A 15586-nucleotide genomic window follows, 5' to 3' on the forward strand; every position below is an offset into this window, starting at 1 on the left:
ATTGGTTCAACTATCATACTCCCCTTGCAAGGCATACCAGCCAAATACGCACAGTCCGCCGGTAATGATGGGCATCAGGATGAATGTATAGATAATAGCGGGCACCAAATCTTCTGATTTATCACTTTGAAACTGCGGCAAGGCTTGGCTAATCAGCAGGTAATATCCTGCTGCAAGGCCAAGACCAATCCAAACGACACCTAATATTCTTTTTATCGTATTCATAAATTCTCCTCGATTATTGGACGTTCCGATTTTTATTCTTGATATAAAGCAACCCGATTACGAAACTTACACCTGCAATGATGATTGGGTACCATAATCCTTGAAGATAAGGTTTATCATGTGGCATGGAAGCCTCGCCAGTCCCCAAAACTTCGTTTGCCATCTGCGCCTTCGCAACCAGGTAAGTGGCCACTGCCGGTAACAATCCCCCGAATATCCCATTACCGATATGGTAAGGTAGCGACATGGAGGTATACCGGATACGAACAGGGAACATCTCCACCAAGAAAGCTGCAATGGGCCCATATACCATGGTCACGTAAAGCACTTGGATAAATACGAGCAAAACAAGGGATGCAAATGTACTGTTCCCCACATGCACAGTTCCTTTGACCGTTGGCGCCGAATAATCAGCCGCATCAATCGGTTTCACCGATCGTACTTCTTCCTTGTATGTAGACCCATCATGATAGACTTTACTAATCGTGGTCACCTTTATGGATTCTCCTGTTTCGGTAGTGTGTATAAGGGGATCACTGGTTATCCGTTGATCGAGCAGCTCTTGTTTATTGCTTACATCGGCCAACTGATAGATACGATCATAAATGGGCCTGTAAGTCAATATAGCTAGCAACATACCGGTTAGCATCACCGCCTTCCGACCAATTTTATCCGATAGCCAGCCAAAAAAGACAAAGAAGCCGGTGCCTGCCAACAATGCAGCGCCTATGATGTAATTCGTCTGGTCAAAGTCGACTCGGCAGACACTTTGGAGGAAAGATAATGCATAAAACTGCCCGGTATACCAGATGACCCCCTGCCCCATGGTTGCCCCGAACAATGCCAACAATACAAACTTGAAATTATATTTTTTTCCAAAAGATTCCTGCAGTGGATTCGATGAGGTTTTTCCTTCGCTTTTAGCTTTCTTGAAAAGCGGGGATTCATCCATGTTCTTTCGAATAAAATAGGATACAACCACCATAACAGACGATATCAGGAACGGAACACGCCAGCCCCAAGCATCGAAAGCCTCTGCAGACATGCTACTTTTGGTAAGCATGATGACTCCAAGGGAAATAAAAAGACCGAAAGTAGCCGTGGTTTGAATCCAGGAAGTGCGGAGCCCCCGTTTGTGTGGTTCGGAGTATTCAGCCACATATGTAGCGGCCCCACCGTATTCCCCACCAAGTGCAAGCCCTTGTAATAGGCGCAATACCAATACGATAATAGGTGCTGCAAAACCAATGGTCTCATACCCAGGCACCAAGCCAATCGCACAGGTTGCTAACCCCATGACTAACAAGGTGACCATAAAGGTATATTTTCGGCCGATGATATCGCCCAGTCGGCCGAAAAATAAGGCTCCGAATGGCCGCACCACAAATCCTGCGGCGAATGTGGCTAATGTAGAAAGAAATGCAGCTGTAGGATTATCCGGTGGGAAAAATTTGGTAGAGATGACAATGGCTAGGCTACCAAAGATATAGAAATCATACCATTCAATCAGTGTGCCCAAGGAAGACGCACCGATGACTTTCCATAAGGTCTTTTTGTCGGGAGCCGTAACGACGGCTGGAGTTTCTTGCATAAGTTAGCGTTATAATCGTAGGTGTTCAATGAGTTTGCTAAGGCTATTGATGAAAAGCGTAGCCATTTTGCTAAAATAAACTATTTGCCCAAATAGTTGCTAAATTATTTAAAAATGTACTATCATCAATCGTTTGCATGAAATACGCATCTTTAATTCGTTTTAGCATAAGATTCCTATATTTGGACATTAGATAATCCTTTGTAATTGTTTTAACGAAATCATGATAACGAAGAAATCACCTTCCATTTTTGCAGCATGTTTACTCATGACCACCATGGCAATGGCTCAACAATCGGCTCCCAATTTGGCCATTATTCCTGCCCCTACGGAAATCCAGACTTTGTCTGGGCAGTTCCCCATTGATGCGGCAACCAAAATTGCCTATGATAATGAATCCGATAAAAGGATCGCTGAGTTTTTCCAAGCTTATGTGCAGGAGACATTGAACATGGCCATTCCCTTTCAATCGGGCGCGGAAGGAAAATCCGTTATTCATTTTTCATCCAGCAATACCGACGGAATACCGAACCGAGAAGGGTACACACTTACCGTTTCCGCAGACCGTATTAGTTTGCAAGGCAAGGAAGCCGGTCTATTCTATGCGATGCAGACTTTGGTGCAGTTATTACCTGAAAAGGCAGGAGAACAATTGGCCATTCCCGCTGTATCCATTAAGGATGAACCACGTTACATGTACCGAGGCCTTCATCTCGATGTAGGCCGGCATATGTTCCCCGTTTCATTCATCAAGAAATATATTGATTTCATCGCGGCCTATAAGCTCAACAACTTCCACTGGCATCTTACCGAAGACCAGGGTTGGCGCATTGAGATCAAGAAATACCCGAAGCTGACCGAGATCGGTGCTTACCGTGACCAAACGCTTATCGGTAACTATAAAAAAGATGGCGATTATGATGGCACACGTTATGGTGGATTTTATACCCAAGATGAGGTAAAGGAAATTGTAGCATACGCCGCTGAGCGGTATGTAAATGTTATTCCTGAAATCGAGCTTCCCGGCCACGCCCTAGGCGCCCTAGCTGCATACCCCCACCTGGGATGTGGCGACAACCCCGGACCTTACAAGGTGGCCCAAACTTGGGGTGTGTTTGACGATGTCTTCTGTGCGGGAAAAGAAGAGACCTTTGCCTTTTTGGAAGGTGTGCTTGACGAAGTCGTTGCGCTGTTCCCCAGTGAATACATCCACATCGGGGGAGATGAATGCCCTAAAACCAAATGGGAGACCTGCCCACACTGCCAAAAAAGGGTTAAGGATGAGGGCTTAAAGGATGAGCATGAACTGCAAAGCTATTTCATTCAGCGCATGGAGAAATACCTCAACAGCAAAGGCCGTCGCATCATCGGTTGGGATGAAATTCTCGAAGGCGGTTTGGCCCCCAATGCCACGGTGATGAGCTGGCGGGGTGAAGACGGTGGCATTGCAGCTGCAAAGCAAGGCCACGATGTCATCATGACAGCAAATAGCTATGGCCTTTATTTTGACCATAAACAAGGTCCAGATCCCAACCGTGAACCCTTGAACATCGGGGGATACTCCACATTACAGAAAGTGTACGCGGCAGACCCTACCCCTAAAGCACTGTCTGCCGAGGAGCAAAAGCACATCCTCGGCGTACAAGCCAATGTGTGGACGGAATATATGGAAACCGATAAAAAAGTGGAATTCATGGTCTTACCACGCTTGTATGCACTTTCGGAAATTGCCTGGACAGATCCCTCGCGCAAAAATTGGACGGATTTTTCGGAAGCGCGCGTACCGCAACACCTGGCCAAACTTGACCAAACGGAAACCGTATACCGTGTGCCAGAGGTCTTGGGTCTCAAAGATACGGTAATCTATGCCAGCGAATACACATTCCGAGCGTTGAAACCTTCGGTGGCAGGTGGAAAGATTTACTACACCATCGATAATTATAACCCTACGGATACCGATTTGGAATACCAAGATGCGGTGAAAATAGTTGTGCCGGAAGGTAAGGAAAGGGTGTTCAAGGCGGTGGTAATCGCACCATCAGGACGACAAAGCAATTATGTACGGGCGGTAATCGTAAACAGCAAAACACCCGAGGTGGCCAGTAAATAATCGAAGTTTGTCACCTCGATGACAAAACCCATGCGATTTCTGTATATTTTTGCAGTAATCACATGGGTTTTATTTTTCGTCATCATGGCAGAAGAACTATTTATAGCTAGGGGCACCAAGGAAGAACAATACCAAGCCTTATTGCCGCAGATTGAAGCGCTGGTTTCCGGAGAACCTGACTTGATTGCCAACATGGCTAATGTATCGGCTGTACTCAAGGCGCAATTTGGCTTCCTTTGGGTAGGATTCTACCTCGTTAAAGCGGAGCAACTCGTGTTGGGTCCTTTCCAAGGCCCATTGGCCTGCACCCGTATTGCTAAAGGCAAGGGCGTATGCGGCACGGCTTGGGAACGTGGAGAAACACTCATCGTATCCGATGTGGACGCTTTCCCCGGCCACATTGCATGCAGTTCGCTATCAAAATCAGAGCTAGTGGTTCCCCTTTTCCATGAGGGCGAAGTCATTGCGGTTTTGGATGTGGATAGTGAGCAACTGGACGATTTGGATGAGGTGGATGCGAAATATCTGGAGCGAATGCTGAAATTCCTTTGATAATCCAGACTCCTATAGGGAAACATCCCATACCATCGCTTTTTTATCATCGCTTACGGAAATCAATTGGTCTTTGTAGCTATTCCATATGATGTTATTGATGGATAGGAAATGGCTGTCAAAACCTTTCTCCAAACTGATGATGCGTAGCAGCTTAAAATCCTCTGCGGACCAAATTTTGATACTTTTATCCCGACTAGCCGTGGCGAAAATGGGTAGCGTAGGATGGTATTTGATGGCATACACCGTAAAGAGGTGTGGGGTAAACGTGTTAACTATTGAAAAATCCGTCCCATTAAGCACGTTCAATTGCGCGTCCCTTCCTCCAGTAAGTAAATATCGGCCATCGGGCGAAAAACAAAGTGAGGTGACCGGAAGGGTATGTGCCGCTATCTCAGACACAAAGGAATAATCCAACGCATTGTATAGTTTCAGCTTGCCGTCTTTTGTGCCAAACACCACCCATTGCTCGTCATTACTGATGGCTATGGTTCGGACGGTTTGCTGCGCTACTTTAAAGTGGTACAATAGATTGAAATTGTCGGTATCCCATACCGAAACCGTACCATCTTCCGAGGACAGGATCATTTCGGGTTTCGTTTTAAAGGATTTAACATCGAAAACCGGTCGTTGGTGATGTGCAAGTTTCGCCAAGAGCTTAGCCGTACCGATGTCGACAACATGTACTTTACCTTCACGCGTACCGATGGCTAACAGGGAAGTATTTGGAAGCAGGTGTAGCGTATATACTGAAAATTGGACGGGATGTAGGATACGCGCAAAAGCCATAGTATTCAAATCCCATTGCACCACTCCTTTATCATTGCCTCCGGTAAATACCATATGAGGCTCGGGTCCATTTTCCACAGCGAAAATTGGATTTTGATGACCTGATAAGGTTCCTGCTTTATGGATTTGGAGTTTACTCATCGTTCTTCTTTCACGCAAAGCTCGCTAAGACGCCTACGCTCTTGCCAAGTACGCCAAGGCTTTTCTTCCTGACTTTCGAACTTCCCAACTTCCGGACTTTCAGACTTTCCCTACTGATGCCTATTCTCCAAATTTTTGGCGATGGCTTCCAATGGGATATTTTTCTCTCTCAACAACACCAATAAATGGAACAAGAGGTCGGATACCTCGTCGACAAAGCCCGAATCTTTTTCGGTCAATGCAGCAATTACGGTCTCAACGGCTTCCTCACCTACTTTTTGGGCGATTTTATTTAATCCACGTTCGTGCAATCTGTTTACATAAGAATCCACCGTAGGAAATTGGTAACGATTGTTAATGATGTTGACTAATTCAAAGATAAAATTCTGATTGTAGTCCGTATTGAAACAACTTCTGGTTCCCGTATGGCATGTCGGCCCTTTAGGCAATGCCTTGATCAATATCGTATCATGGTCGCAATCGATATGTGTGCTTATGACGTCAAGGAAATGGCCGCTCTCCTCGCCCTTTGTCCACAGTCGGTTTTTACTCCGCGAGAAAAAGGTGACGCGTTGTTCTTCTTGGGTCTTCTGCCAAGCCTCTTCATTCATATGACCCAGCATCAATACTTCCAAGGTCTGGGCATGCTGTATGATGGCTGGGATAAGGCCACCGCATTTTTCAAAATCCAACATTTTTGCTTGTTCTTTTATTTGCCGATTCGTTTATTTGCCGATTTGCTTATTCGTCTATTTGCTTTGTACATCTTTACGAATCAGCGAATTCGCGCATTGGCGAATCAATACATCAGCTAATCTACCTCACTTCAATTCCTTGTTTCCGGAGCTCATCTTTTAATTCAGGGATTAGTATTTCCCCGTAATGAAACACTGAGGCCGCCAATGCAGCATCCACATTGCTCTCCTGAAATACCTCCACAAAATGCTGCATATTGCCCGCTCCGCCGGAGGCTATGAGCGGTATGGACAGCTTATCGTTTATTTTTTTCAAAAAATCGCAATCGAATCCGTTTTTGGTGCCATCATGGTCCATGGAGGTCAATAAGATCTCTCCTGCCCCACGGCTCTCCGCTTCCTTTATCCAATCTTCCGTTTCGATATCCGTTTTCAAACGCCCGCCATTGAGGTGGACATAATTTTTTCCGTCTACATGCCGGGTATCTACCGCCACCACCACAAATTGTATACCGAAAGCTTCCGCCATTTGGTTAATCAATCCGGGATTTCTTACCGCCGCCGAATTGATGGAAATCTTATCGGCGCCCGAATGTAATAACACATCGGCATCAGCCAATTCATTGATCCCCCCTCCAATTGTAAACGGGATGTTTACCTGCCGCGCTACCGCCTTTACAAGTTCCGCAGTTGTTTTCCGCCGCTCATGCGTAGCGGTTATATCCAGGAACACCAACTCGTCCGCCCCCTGCCGTGAATATTGCCATGCCAGTTCCACCGGATCCCCTGCATCGCGCAAATCCACGAAGTTGACGCCTTTTACCGTCCGTCCGTCTTTTACATCCAAGCAGGGAATGATGCGTTTTGCCAACATGACAAGCTAAAAGCGGATAAGTGATTTAAGGTTCCACTCCTTAATCTGTTCGATACTGATGCGGTTTTCATAGATGGCCTTCCCGACTACACATGCCTCTACCTTAATGGCATCCAATGTGTAAATATCGTCTATGGAGCTGATGCCTCCTGATGCTATCAGCTTGATAATGGGTGAGTGATCCAATAACTTCTTGTACAACTCCACACCTGCCCCACCCAGCTTCCCGTCCTTATCGATATCCGTGCATAGGAAACGGTAAAAACCTAATGAAAGACACCTATCGATATAGTCCATCAGTTTTACCGGGGAGCTTTCCATCCAACCGGAATACTTGATTATTTCATCCAGCACATCAATAGCGATAACCACTTGGTCTGCATACTTGTGTCGCCCATGGTTGAGTTTGCTGAGTTCATCCAGAAATTCAGGGTTTGTGATTGCTTGCGTACCTACTACCACGCGGTGTATGCCTGCATCCACCAATTCCTTCACTTTATCGATGCTTCGCACGCCTCCCCCATACTGCACCTTCATATCCGTACGTTGTATGACGCCAAATAGGTATTCCTGGTTGGAAAAATCTCCTTTGGCGCCATTGAGATCTATAATGTGGACAAATTCGGTTCCATTAGATTGGTATTTCTCAATCATCTCTTCGAGGCTCACCTCATAGACGGTCACTTCGTCATAGTTCCCTTCGCGCAGCCGGACGACTTTCTTGTCCAATACATCTATCGCTGGAATAATATACATGTCTTCTTTGGTTGATTTCTAATATAAGTTTGAAAAATTCAACAATAACCTTTCGCCCGCTTCCCCAGATTTTTCAGGATGAAATTGCACGCCATAAAAGTTTTTATCCTGTATAGCTGCTGAAAACTTCAATCCATATTGGGTAAATGCGGCCGTAAAAGTAGCATTATATTCAATAAAATAAGAGTGTACAAAGTAAAAGTATGCATCTTTTTTTATATTGTCGAATATTGGGCTTTCATTTTCGTGGAACACCTTATTCCAACCCATATGAGGTACTTTTTCAGTTATACGGCCTTCAAAATGTAACGTTTTAAGGGGTGTGATATTCAATAATGGACTGTCGCCCTCCTCTGAAAATGTGGTCAGTAATTGCATACCCACACATATACCCAACACGGGTTTTGTAATCTTACCGATGGAGGCGGCCAGTCCCGACTCTTGCAATTTCCGCATGGCGGTACCCGCATGGCCTACCCCCGGAATGACAATCCGGTCGTAGCTGGCTATCTCATCCACTTCATTGATCATGCCGTATGGAATGCCTAGCCGATTCAAAGCGGCTGTAAGTGAAAATATGTTTCCTGCCCCGTAATTGATGATTCCTATCATGTCTTTGCTATCAGCTTTCGGCAATCGGCCCTCAGCCTTGTTCTTGCATTTCTAATTTCGTGTCTCGCACTTCTAATCTCGTACCTCTCAAAGCACCCCTTTTGTGCTTGGCAATTCCATATGATCCGCATCGCGTCTCACCGCTTTTTTGACGGATTTGGCAAACGCCTTGAAAATCGCTTCTATTTTATGGTGTTCGTTTTCGCCTTCGGCTTTGATATTGAGGTTGCACTTGGCGGCATCCGAAAATGATTTGAAGAAATGGTAGAACATTTCCGTGGGCATATCCCCTATTTTCTCCCGTTTGAATTCGGCATCCCATACAATCCAGTTGCGGCCACCGAAATCAATGGCCACCTGCGCCAGGCAATCGTCCATAGGCAGCGTAAACGCATAGCGTTCGATGCCTCGCTTGTCTCCTAATGTTTTCCCAAATATTTCCCCCAATGCAATCCCCGTATCCTCGATGGTATGATGTTCATCGATGTGCAGGTCGCCTTTGGCATGTATGGTGAGATCGATATTACCGTGCCGGGCTATTTGATCGAGCATGTGATCAAAAAAAGGTAGGCCCGTGTCGATATCGGCTTTTCCTTTGCCATCGAGGTCTAGTTTGATATAGATATCCGTTTCATTGGTCTTGCGACGATGTTCTCCCATACGGGATCCTAGTTTCAAAAACTCATAAATGGTCTCCCAGTCGGAAGTTTCCAGTGCCACTACAGATGCTATTATTTGATGGGTCTCGGCCGCACCAAGCGCATCATTATTGCGCAACCAAATGGCTTTGGTACCAAGATTTTGAGCCAGTTTCACGTCATTGATGCGATCGCCAATCACAAAGGAATTGGCTAGGTCATACTTATCCTTGTCAAAATACCGGGTGAGCAATTCGGTACCCGGTTTGCGCGTGGGTGCATTTTCATGAGGAAATGTACGATCGATATGCTCAGCCGCAAACACGACTCCTTCTCCCGCAAATGTGTTGATGATAAAATGGTGCACCGGCCAAAAGTTTTCCTCGGGATGAGAAGCGGTACCCAGTCCATCCTGATTGGTCACCAATATCAATTCAAACTCCAACTCCTTGGCGATGCGTGGCAAGTATTGCAATGCTCCGGGATAAAAATGCAATTTGGCGAATGAATCAATTTGTTCATCTTCCGGTTCGGTTATCAATGTGCCGTCACGGTCTATGAATAGTAATCTTTTGATTGTATTAGGCATGGCTCACTTATTTTTATCGTATGGTTTTTCTATGCTGAATAATCCGGTTGGACATACTTAGCTAACGCTTCTACCAATACCTCGTTCTCAGTAGGTGTGCCCACAGTAATCCGAAGGCATCCTTCACACAGTGCTACCTTGGAACGGTCGCGAACGATAATGCTTTGATCTACCAGGTACTCGTATAGTTGCCGTGGTTCAGTCGTTTTGACCAGTATAAAGTTAGCATCAGAAGGGTACACGTGTTGAACAAATGACAGCGTCAGCACTTTTTTGGCTAGTTTATCTCGTTCGTCTACTGCCTCCTTAATCCACGCGTTCACTATCGCTACCTTGTCCAGCGCTTTCAAAGCCAGTTCCTGCGTGGCTTGGTTGATATTGTACGGCGGTTTGATTTTATTGAACACTTCGATGATTTCCTCACTTGCAAAGGCCATACCTAACCGCAGCCCTGCTAGTCCCCATGCTTTTGACAGTGTCTGTAACACCACCAAATTGCTATATTCCGTCAGTTCCTGGATGAATGTTTTCTGCCGGGAATAATTGATATAGGCCTCATCGATGACCACCAATCCATTGAAATTAGCTAAAATTGTCTCTACATCTTCCCTGTGCAGCGAATTTCCGGTCGGGTTATTGGGCGAGCACAGGAAAATTATTCGGGTATGGGTATCAATAGCTTCTGCAATACCCGCTAGGTCAAGCTGGAAGTCCGTTGTCAGATTCACTTTCTTTATCGCCACATCATTGATATTGGCTGATACCTCGTACATACCGTAGGTGGGTGGCACCAAAATAACATGGTCTATTCCGGGGCGGCAGAATGCTCTGAATAGGATGTCTATCGCTTCATCGCTACCATTCCCAAGAAAGATATTCCGTGCGGGGACACCTTTGATGCTACTCAATTTCAATTTCAACTGATGTTGTAACGGGTCGGGATAACGGTTGTAATCCTGATCCAATGGAGAGCCATAAGCATTTTCGTTGGCATCCAACAATACAGATGCTTCCCCGTTGAATTCGTCGCGTGCAGATGAATAGGGGATTAATTTTCTAATATTTTCCCTCAACAAACTAGTTAAGTCAAATGAATTAGCCATTTATCAATTCAAAATTAATGCTTTTTTGTATCTTACTATACGCTAAACCAAATTCCTTCCTGTGCCAATTGTGTTTCCGCAAATGTGGTTTTACTCTCTTGCAGCAATGGTCTCAAATCCCTATATCTTGCCGAATAATGTCCGATGACTAATTTTTTCGCCCCTACTTCCGTTGCCACCTCTCCCGCTTGCAAAGCAGTGGTATGGAAGGTGTCCACCGCCCTGTCGTGCATGTCGTGCAGGAAAGTGGCTTCATGGTACAGCAAATCCACCCCTCGAATGTTTGGCAGGTAGCTAGCTGTTTTGACGGTATCCGAGCAGTATGCATAGCTGCGAGGGGCAGGGGAGGCATTCGTAAGATCTTGCCAAGGGTACACTGTCCCATCTGGGGCGATGTAATCGTGTCCGCGCTTAATCATCGGCAATTGAGCATTGGGTATACCAATGGCCCCGACCTTTTCCTTATTGATGCTAGGTAGTCGTTTTTTTTCATCAAAGCGGAACCCCGTACAGGCAATCCGGTGGCTGAGCGGAAAACTACTTACTTCCATAGCACCATTTTCAAAAATCACTTCCTTTGACTGATCTTGGGTGGCGTGGAAATGTAGTGGATAACGCAATACCGTTTGAGAATGCAAGAACTGCAACCTAATGATTTCTTCCAATGCCGGTGGTGCATAGAGATGCAATTCTTCCTTACGTCCAATCAAATGCATGGATGAAATAAGACCTATCAATCCTAAATAATGGTCGCCATGCAGATGGCTGATAAAAATATGCTTGATGCGGTTGCTTTTGATGCCATATTTAACCAGTTGTATCTGCGTGCCTTCTCCGCAGTCAATCAGATACAATTGCTCATTGAGGTTGATTAATTGTGAAGTTGGGTGACGTCCATATATTGGTGTGGCTGAGCTGCATCCTAATATCAGTACTTCAAACTTCATCCTTCTTCTACAGCGCCTCTCATTTCCTTTTCCAGTTCTTTCATGAATATCAAATCTTCAGCTTTAGACATCTTAGATGCCAATGTGAGAACGCCATCCAGTTTACACATGGAAATAAGGCCTCTTATCTGTTCGTTGGCACCTACCAATACAAACACCCCACCTGCCGCCTTGCATAGTCGATGCGCCAACAGGACAGTGCGCAGCCCTGAAGAGTCCGCTTCCTGCACGTGAGATAAATCAAGCAAGATATTGCTTTGCCCTCCTGTATTTCGCAACAGGAACTCGGCCTTAATTTTGGGCGCATTATCTCCATCTAATATCTCCACATGGGGTTGGATGGCTACGTATTTTTCATGCTTATCTACGGTGAACTTCATGACGTTAATTTTTTCGTTGAACGATTCAATTCGTGATTTCCAACAGGGCAGTTGTTATATGACTGGATACCTGTTCCAACCTATCTGCACCATCGGGGTATATAAATTGCTCTCCCGTGATATGTTCAAATAGCTCGATGTACCGTTCAGAAATCGAAGATACGATTTCATTCGTCATTTCAGGAACTTCTTGGCCATCTTTTCCTTGAAATCCGTTTTCGATTAACCATTTACGTACAAATTCTTTCGATAATTGCCGCTGAGGTTTACTTTCTTTTTGCAACATATCATAGCTATCTGCATAGAAATAACGGGAAGAATCGGGTGTATGGATTTCATCGATCAGCACTATTTCCCCATCCAACTTACCGAATTCATATTTGGTGTCTACCAATATCAAACCTCGCTCGGCTGCTAAGCTGGTACCCCGACTGAACAAAGCTTTGGTATAAGCCTCCAGCTGCAGGTAATCAGCCTCCGAAACGATGCCTTGTTTCAGGATATCGGCCCGTGAGATATCTTCATCATGTCCCACGGCAGCCTTTGTGGTAGGTGTAATGATTGGTTCAGGCAAACGATCATCTTCATGAAGGCCATCAGGGAGCGCTTCCCCACAGATTTGACGTTTACCCGCATTATACTCACGCCAAGCGTGCCCTGAGAGGTAGCCACGGATAACCATTTCCACCTTAAACGGTTGGCACAAATGGCCGATGGTCACACAAGGGTCTGGTACATCAATCACCCAATTGGGCACAATATCCTGGGTGGCTTTCAAAAACTTTGCAGCAATTTGGTTGAGCACTTGTCCCTTGCATGGAATGGCGCGCGGAAGTACAACGTCAAATGCAGAAATCCGGTCTGTTGCCACCATGGCGAGGTATTTATTTGCAATCGTATACACATCGCGCACTTTGCCCCTGTAAAAAGCTGTTTGGTCTTCAAAATTGAAGTTCGTTTCTTTTAAGGTATTCATGTTCTCTTTTCGGCTGTCAGCTTACAGTCATTAGCAAGAAGCCTCTACTTATCAGTTTTATTCAGCACCCTTTAAAACCGAAGGGCTCATCAATGCCAATAATAACAAATGCGACATCAATAATCTAAAATCGTCAATCTAAAATCGTAAATCGTCAATCTAAAATCGTAAATCGTAAATCTAAAATCAAATGTCCCCATAAGCTTCCAATATCCGTCTGACTAGCTTATGCCGCACCACATCACCTCCATCGAGGTAAATGATATCTATTCCTTCGATATTTTCCAACAGCTTGAGCGCTGTATTCAGGCCCGACTGTTGTTTTTTTGGTAAATCTATTTGTGTAACATCGCCGGTAACGATAAATTTTGCCGTAGGACCCATGCGTGTCAAAAACATTTTCAATTGCATGTCGGTGGCATTTTGTGCCTCATCCAAGATGACAAAACAGTTATCGAGCGTTCGTCCCCGCATAAAGGCAAGGGGGGCCACTTCTATTGTCCGATTTTCCAGATAGGTCTTCAGTTTTTCAACTGGGATCATATCATCCAATGCATCATAAAGCGGCCTTAGATACGGATCTACTTTCTCCTTGAGGTCGCCGGGCAAAAAGCCGAGGTTTTCCCCAGCCTCCACAGCAGGTCTTGTGAGAATGATACGCTTCACCTCTTTATTACGCAGTGCCCGGACGGCCAAGGCCACCGCAGTATAGGTTTTGCCTGTTCCCGCTGGGCCAATGGCAAACAGGATATCGTTCGTCAGGATACTTTCCACGATCCGCCGTTGGTTGGCTGTGCGTGCCTTTACCACAACGCCGTTGGGGCCAAAAACAATAGGCTCTCCCCCAATGTTCATCGCCACCTTCTCTCCATTTTTGGCTGTATCACCTATGGCGACTGCAGCACCCAAAATCCTTTCCACATCGTTTGAAGTTAGATTATTGTATTGTTCAACATGTCTGATCATTTTGTCAAAATAGTTCTTGAACAAACTAATCTCCTGTCCATCTCCCAATACTTTCACCTCATTGCCCCTGGCAACGATTTTCAATTTTGGAAATTGCTTTTTGAACATTTCGAAATGTTCATTTCGTGCCCCCCACAAGACGGCAGGGCTTACATATTCCAATGTAATGTTTAATTCGCTCAAATTCTTTTACTATTAATTTTGCTGTAAGCTATATGCGCCCAAACCTTTTGCCATCAAAGATAGGTATAAATTGGCATTCGTATAATCGAAATAAAAAATCATATTTTGGCTGTTCTGTTGCCCAGAGCGAACGTTACGTCATTACATCGTTATGCGCTTTGCGGGTGCAATTCAAATTGTCGCATCGGATACGATCAACTTTGACGTCTTTGCGAGGTTGGGTAGGGTTGCGTGAGCCGACCACGAAGCAGCTCCTGCACCCCGCTCGGGTTCGCAATGACGGTAAGCGACAATTTGAATTGCACCCCACTTTGCTAATCTCAAAATTTCGCATTATACTTGCTGTAGAAGACATCAATGGTACGATTATGGTTAAAGCCATGTGGTAGAACAAGCCGACATAACTATTGGATACTTACGAATTGCGAATAATTGCATATAAAAGCAAGTTTATCTAAGTTTGCACCAATTCTCCTAGTGGTTTTCATCAATGGAAATTTGGAGGTGTATACATTTCTTTACAGGCGGCATCAACGCGTACTTGATTGCCAAATGAAAGTGACCGTTTATTTATTGGCAGGGAATATCGAAATTAAGCAGCAACGCTGGTATGGGCATCATCACCTTAACGACTGATTTAGGACATAAGGATTTTTACCAAGCGGCCCTCAAAGGCAGCATCATCAGCCAATTCCCTGCCGTGCAGTTGGTGGATATCTCCCATGATATCCCTCCTTTTGATATCCAATATGCTGCCTATGTGCTCAAAAACGCGTATACTTATTTCCCAGCGAAGACTGTGCATTTGATTGGTATTGATTCGGTTTTCGATGAAGAAGCCCGCTATCTTGCGCTCCGGTATAACAACCACTTCTTCGTGGGGGCGGATAACGGCATCTTTTCCTTGGTGTTAGATGGGGCGCCGCAGGAAATTGTCGAGCTAAACATCATCCAAGATTTGAAATACCTCCATTTCCCACTTACCGACATTTTCAGTAAAGCCGCATGTCATTTGGCCAAGGGGGGCAAGCTCACGGAAATAGGCGACCCTGTGGATTCAGTAGTGGACCGCACATTGGTACAACCCGTCGTGGAGAAAGATAGTTTGAGGGGCAGCGTAGTCTTCATCGATTCGTTTGGCAATGTGATCAGCAACATCAGCAAGGAGCTGTTCAACAAGATACAACGCGGACGGAATTTTGTCCTGTATTTCAGGCGCAATGAAACCATTGACCAAATGAGCTGGCATTACAATGAGGTGCCTGAAGGCGAAAAGCTTTGCCTATTTGGCATCAGTAATTACTTGGAAATTGCCATCAATAAAGGGAATGCCAGTGGACTATTGGGGCTCAACAAGGGAGATATCATCCGCGTGGAATTCGGGAAATAAGGGATTGGTCTGTTTTTTGAAAGGGATACCGAATGTTATTTCATAAGACTTTAAATCTGATATATAACT

16 protein-coding genes are annotated in these 15586 nt (G+C 45.2%); 3 read left to right on the forward strand and 13 right to left on the reverse strand.

What is annotated here, in order from left to right; genetic code table 11:
• Positions 1-6: 6 nt before the first annotated feature.
• Together NF543_RS00370 and NF543_RS00375 are read right to left on the reverse strand one after the other, a co-directional pair.
• Positions 7-225 (reverse strand): DUF6814 family protein, encoded by a 219-nt coding sequence (locus NF543_RS00370; protein ID WP_257666096.1) that lies wholly within the window; start codon positions 223-225, stop codon positions 7-9.
• 13 nt (positions 226-238) lie between these two features.
• Positions 239-1816: an MFS transporter gene (locus NF543_RS00375; RefSeq protein WP_257666097.1), complete on the reverse strand. Its 1578-nt coding sequence runs from the start codon at positions 1814-1816 to the stop codon at positions 239-241.
• 223 nt (positions 1817-2039) lie between these two features.
• Here NF543_RS00375 and NF543_RS00380 point away from each other — a divergent pair, with 223 nt between their 5' ends.
• Both NF543_RS00380 and msrC read left to right on the forward strand, forming a co-directional pair.
• Positions 2040-3926 carry a beta-N-acetylhexosaminidase gene (locus NF543_RS00380; protein WP_257666098.1) on the forward strand — a complete coding sequence of 629 codons (1887 nt, stop codon included), beginning with the start codon at positions 2040-2042 and terminating at the stop codon, positions 3924-3926.
• 84 nt (positions 3927-4010) lie between these two features.
• Positions 4011-4478, forward strand: coding sequence for a free L-methionine (R)-S-oxide reductase MsrC (gene msrC / locus NF543_RS00385; RefSeq protein ID WP_257666099.1), 468 nt, complete (start codon positions 4011-4013; stop codon positions 4476-4478).
• Positions 4479-4490: 12 nt separating this feature from the next.
• Here msrC and NF543_RS00390 read toward each other — a convergent pair whose 3' ends face one another.
• The 11 genes from NF543_RS00390 to NF543_RS00440 form a co-directional block, all read right to left on the reverse strand.
• Complete coding sequence (locus tag NF543_RS00390) at positions 4491-5408, reverse strand: WD40 repeat domain-containing protein (RefSeq protein ID WP_257666100.1); 918 nt, start codon at positions 5406-5408, stop codon at positions 4491-4493.
• Between the two features lie 110 nt (positions 5409-5518).
• Positions 5519-6121: a bifunctional phosphoribosyl-AMP cyclohydrolase/phosphoribosyl-ATP diphosphatase HisIE gene (gene hisIE / locus NF543_RS00395; RefSeq protein WP_257666548.1), complete on the reverse strand. Its 603-nt coding sequence runs from the start codon at positions 6119-6121 to the stop codon at positions 5519-5521.
• A 103-nt stretch (positions 6122-6224) separates the two neighbouring features.
• Complete coding sequence (gene hisF / locus NF543_RS00400) at positions 6225-6977, reverse strand: imidazole glycerol phosphate synthase subunit HisF (RefSeq protein WP_257666101.1); 753 nt, start codon at positions 6975-6977, stop codon at positions 6225-6227.
• Between the two features lie 6 nt (positions 6978-6983).
• Entirely contained in the window at positions 6984-7733 is a 750-nt protein-coding gene (locus tag NF543_RS00405) for a 1-(5-phosphoribosyl)-5-[(5-phosphoribosylamino)methylideneamino]imidazole-4-carboxamide isomerase (protein WP_257666102.1), read from the reverse strand.
• 18 nt (positions 7734-7751) lie between these two features.
• The gene (gene hisH, locus NF543_RS00410) at positions 7752-8345 is read right to left on the reverse strand and encodes an imidazole glycerol phosphate synthase subunit HisH (RefSeq protein ID WP_257666103.1); all 594 of its coding nucleotides are present in this window, start codon (positions 8343-8345) and stop codon (positions 7752-7754) included.
• 87 nt (positions 8346-8432) lie between these two features.
• Entirely contained in the window at positions 8433-9572 is a 1140-nt protein-coding gene (gene hisB / locus NF543_RS00415) for a bifunctional histidinol-phosphatase/imidazoleglycerol-phosphate dehydratase HisB (protein WP_257666104.1), read from the reverse strand.
• A 29-nt stretch (positions 9573-9601) separates the two neighbouring features.
• Positions 9602-10675, reverse strand: coding sequence for a histidinol-phosphate transaminase (hisC, locus tag NF543_RS00420; protein ID WP_257666105.1), 1074 nt, complete (start codon positions 10673-10675; stop codon positions 9602-9604).
• Positions 10676-10710: 35 nt separating this feature from the next.
• Positions 10711-11622: a ribonuclease Z gene (locus NF543_RS00425; protein ID WP_257666106.1), complete on the reverse strand. Its 912-nt coding sequence runs from the start codon at positions 11620-11622 to the stop codon at positions 10711-10713.
• Positions 11619-12002: an STAS domain-containing protein gene (locus tag NF543_RS00430; protein ID WP_257666107.1), complete on the reverse strand. Its 384-nt coding sequence runs from the start codon at positions 12000-12002 to the stop codon at positions 11619-11621. Before NF543_RS00430 ends, NF543_RS00425 begins: the two co-directional genes overlap by 4 nt.
• 25 nt (positions 12003-12027) lie before the next feature.
• Positions 12028-12978, reverse strand: coding sequence for a phosphoribosylaminoimidazolesuccinocarboxamide synthase (locus NF543_RS00435; protein WP_257666108.1), 951 nt, complete (start codon positions 12976-12978; stop codon positions 12028-12030).
• A 186-nt stretch (positions 12979-13164) separates the two neighbouring features.
• Positions 13165-14127 (reverse strand): PhoH family protein, encoded by a 963-nt coding sequence (locus tag NF543_RS00440; protein WP_257666109.1) that lies wholly within the window; start codon positions 14125-14127, stop codon positions 13165-13167.
• Positions 14128-14737: 610 nt separating this feature from the next.
• Between NF543_RS00440 and NF543_RS00445 the strand changes: the two genes are divergently transcribed.
• On the forward strand, positions 14738-15517 hold the full coding sequence (locus NF543_RS00445; RefSeq protein WP_257666110.1) for an SAM hydrolase/SAM-dependent halogenase family protein: 780 nt from the start codon (positions 14738-14740) through the stop codon (positions 15515-15517).
• Positions 15518-15586: the final 69 nt, after the last annotated feature.

The organism is Parapedobacter tibetensis (assembly GCF_024704835.1).
GTDB classification, from domain to species: Bacteria; Bacteroidota; Bacteroidia; order Sphingobacteriales; family Sphingobacteriaceae; genus Parapedobacter; species Parapedobacter tibetensis.

What these genes read in the sequence shown, in the direction of transcription:
- NF543_RS00370 (WP_257666096.1), bottom strand. Translation starts at nt 225, where the DNA reads ATGAATACGATAAAAAGAATATTAGGTGTCGTTTGGATTGGTCTTGGC.
- NF543_RS00375 (WP_257666097.1), bottom strand. Translation starts at nt 1,816, where the DNA reads ATGCAAGAAACTCCAGCCGTCGTTACGGCTCCCGACAAAAAGACCTTA.
- NF543_RS00380 (WP_257666098.1), top strand. Translation starts at nt 2,040, where the DNA reads ATGATAACGAAGAAATCACCTTCCATTTTTGCAGCATGTTTACTCATG.
- msrC (WP_257666099.1), top strand. Translation starts at nt 4,011, where the DNA reads ATGGCAGAAGAACTATTTATAGCTAGGGGCACCAAGGAAGAACAATAC.
- NF543_RS00390 (WP_257666100.1), bottom strand. Translation starts at nt 5,408, where the DNA reads ATGAGTAAACTCCAAATCCATAAAGCAGGAACCTTATCAGGTCATCAA.
- hisF (WP_257666101.1), bottom strand. Translation starts at nt 6,977, where the DNA reads ATGTTGGCAAAACGCATCATTCCCTGCTTGGATGTAAAAGACGGACGG.
- NF543_RS00405 (WP_257666102.1), bottom strand. Translation starts at nt 7,733, where the DNA reads ATGTATATTATTCCAGCGATAGATGTATTGGACAAGAAAGTCGTCCGG.
- hisH (WP_257666103.1), bottom strand. Translation starts at nt 8,345, where the DNA reads ATGATAGGAATCATCAATTACGGGGCAGGAAACATATTTTCACTTACA.
- hisB (WP_257666104.1), bottom strand. Translation starts at nt 9,572, where the DNA reads ATGCCTAATACAATCAAAAGATTACTATTCATAGACCGTGACGGCACA.
- hisC (WP_257666105.1), bottom strand. Translation starts at nt 10,675, where the DNA reads ATGGCTAATTCATTTGACTTAACTAGTTTGTTGAGGGAAAATATTAGA.
- NF543_RS00425 (WP_257666106.1), bottom strand. Translation starts at nt 11,622, where the DNA reads ATGAAGTTTGAAGTACTGATATTAGGATGCAGCTCAGCCACACCAATA.
- NF543_RS00430 (WP_257666107.1), bottom strand. Translation starts at nt 12,002, where the DNA reads ATGAAGTTCACCGTAGATAAGCATGAAAAATACGTAGCCATCCAACCC.
- NF543_RS00435 (WP_257666108.1), bottom strand. Translation starts at nt 12,978, where the DNA reads ATGAATACCTTAAAAGAAACGAACTTCAATTTTGAAGACCAAACAGCT.
- NF543_RS00445 (WP_257666110.1), top strand. Translation starts at nt 14,738, where the DNA reads ATGGGCATCATCACCTTAACGACTGATTTAGGACATAAGGATTTTTAC.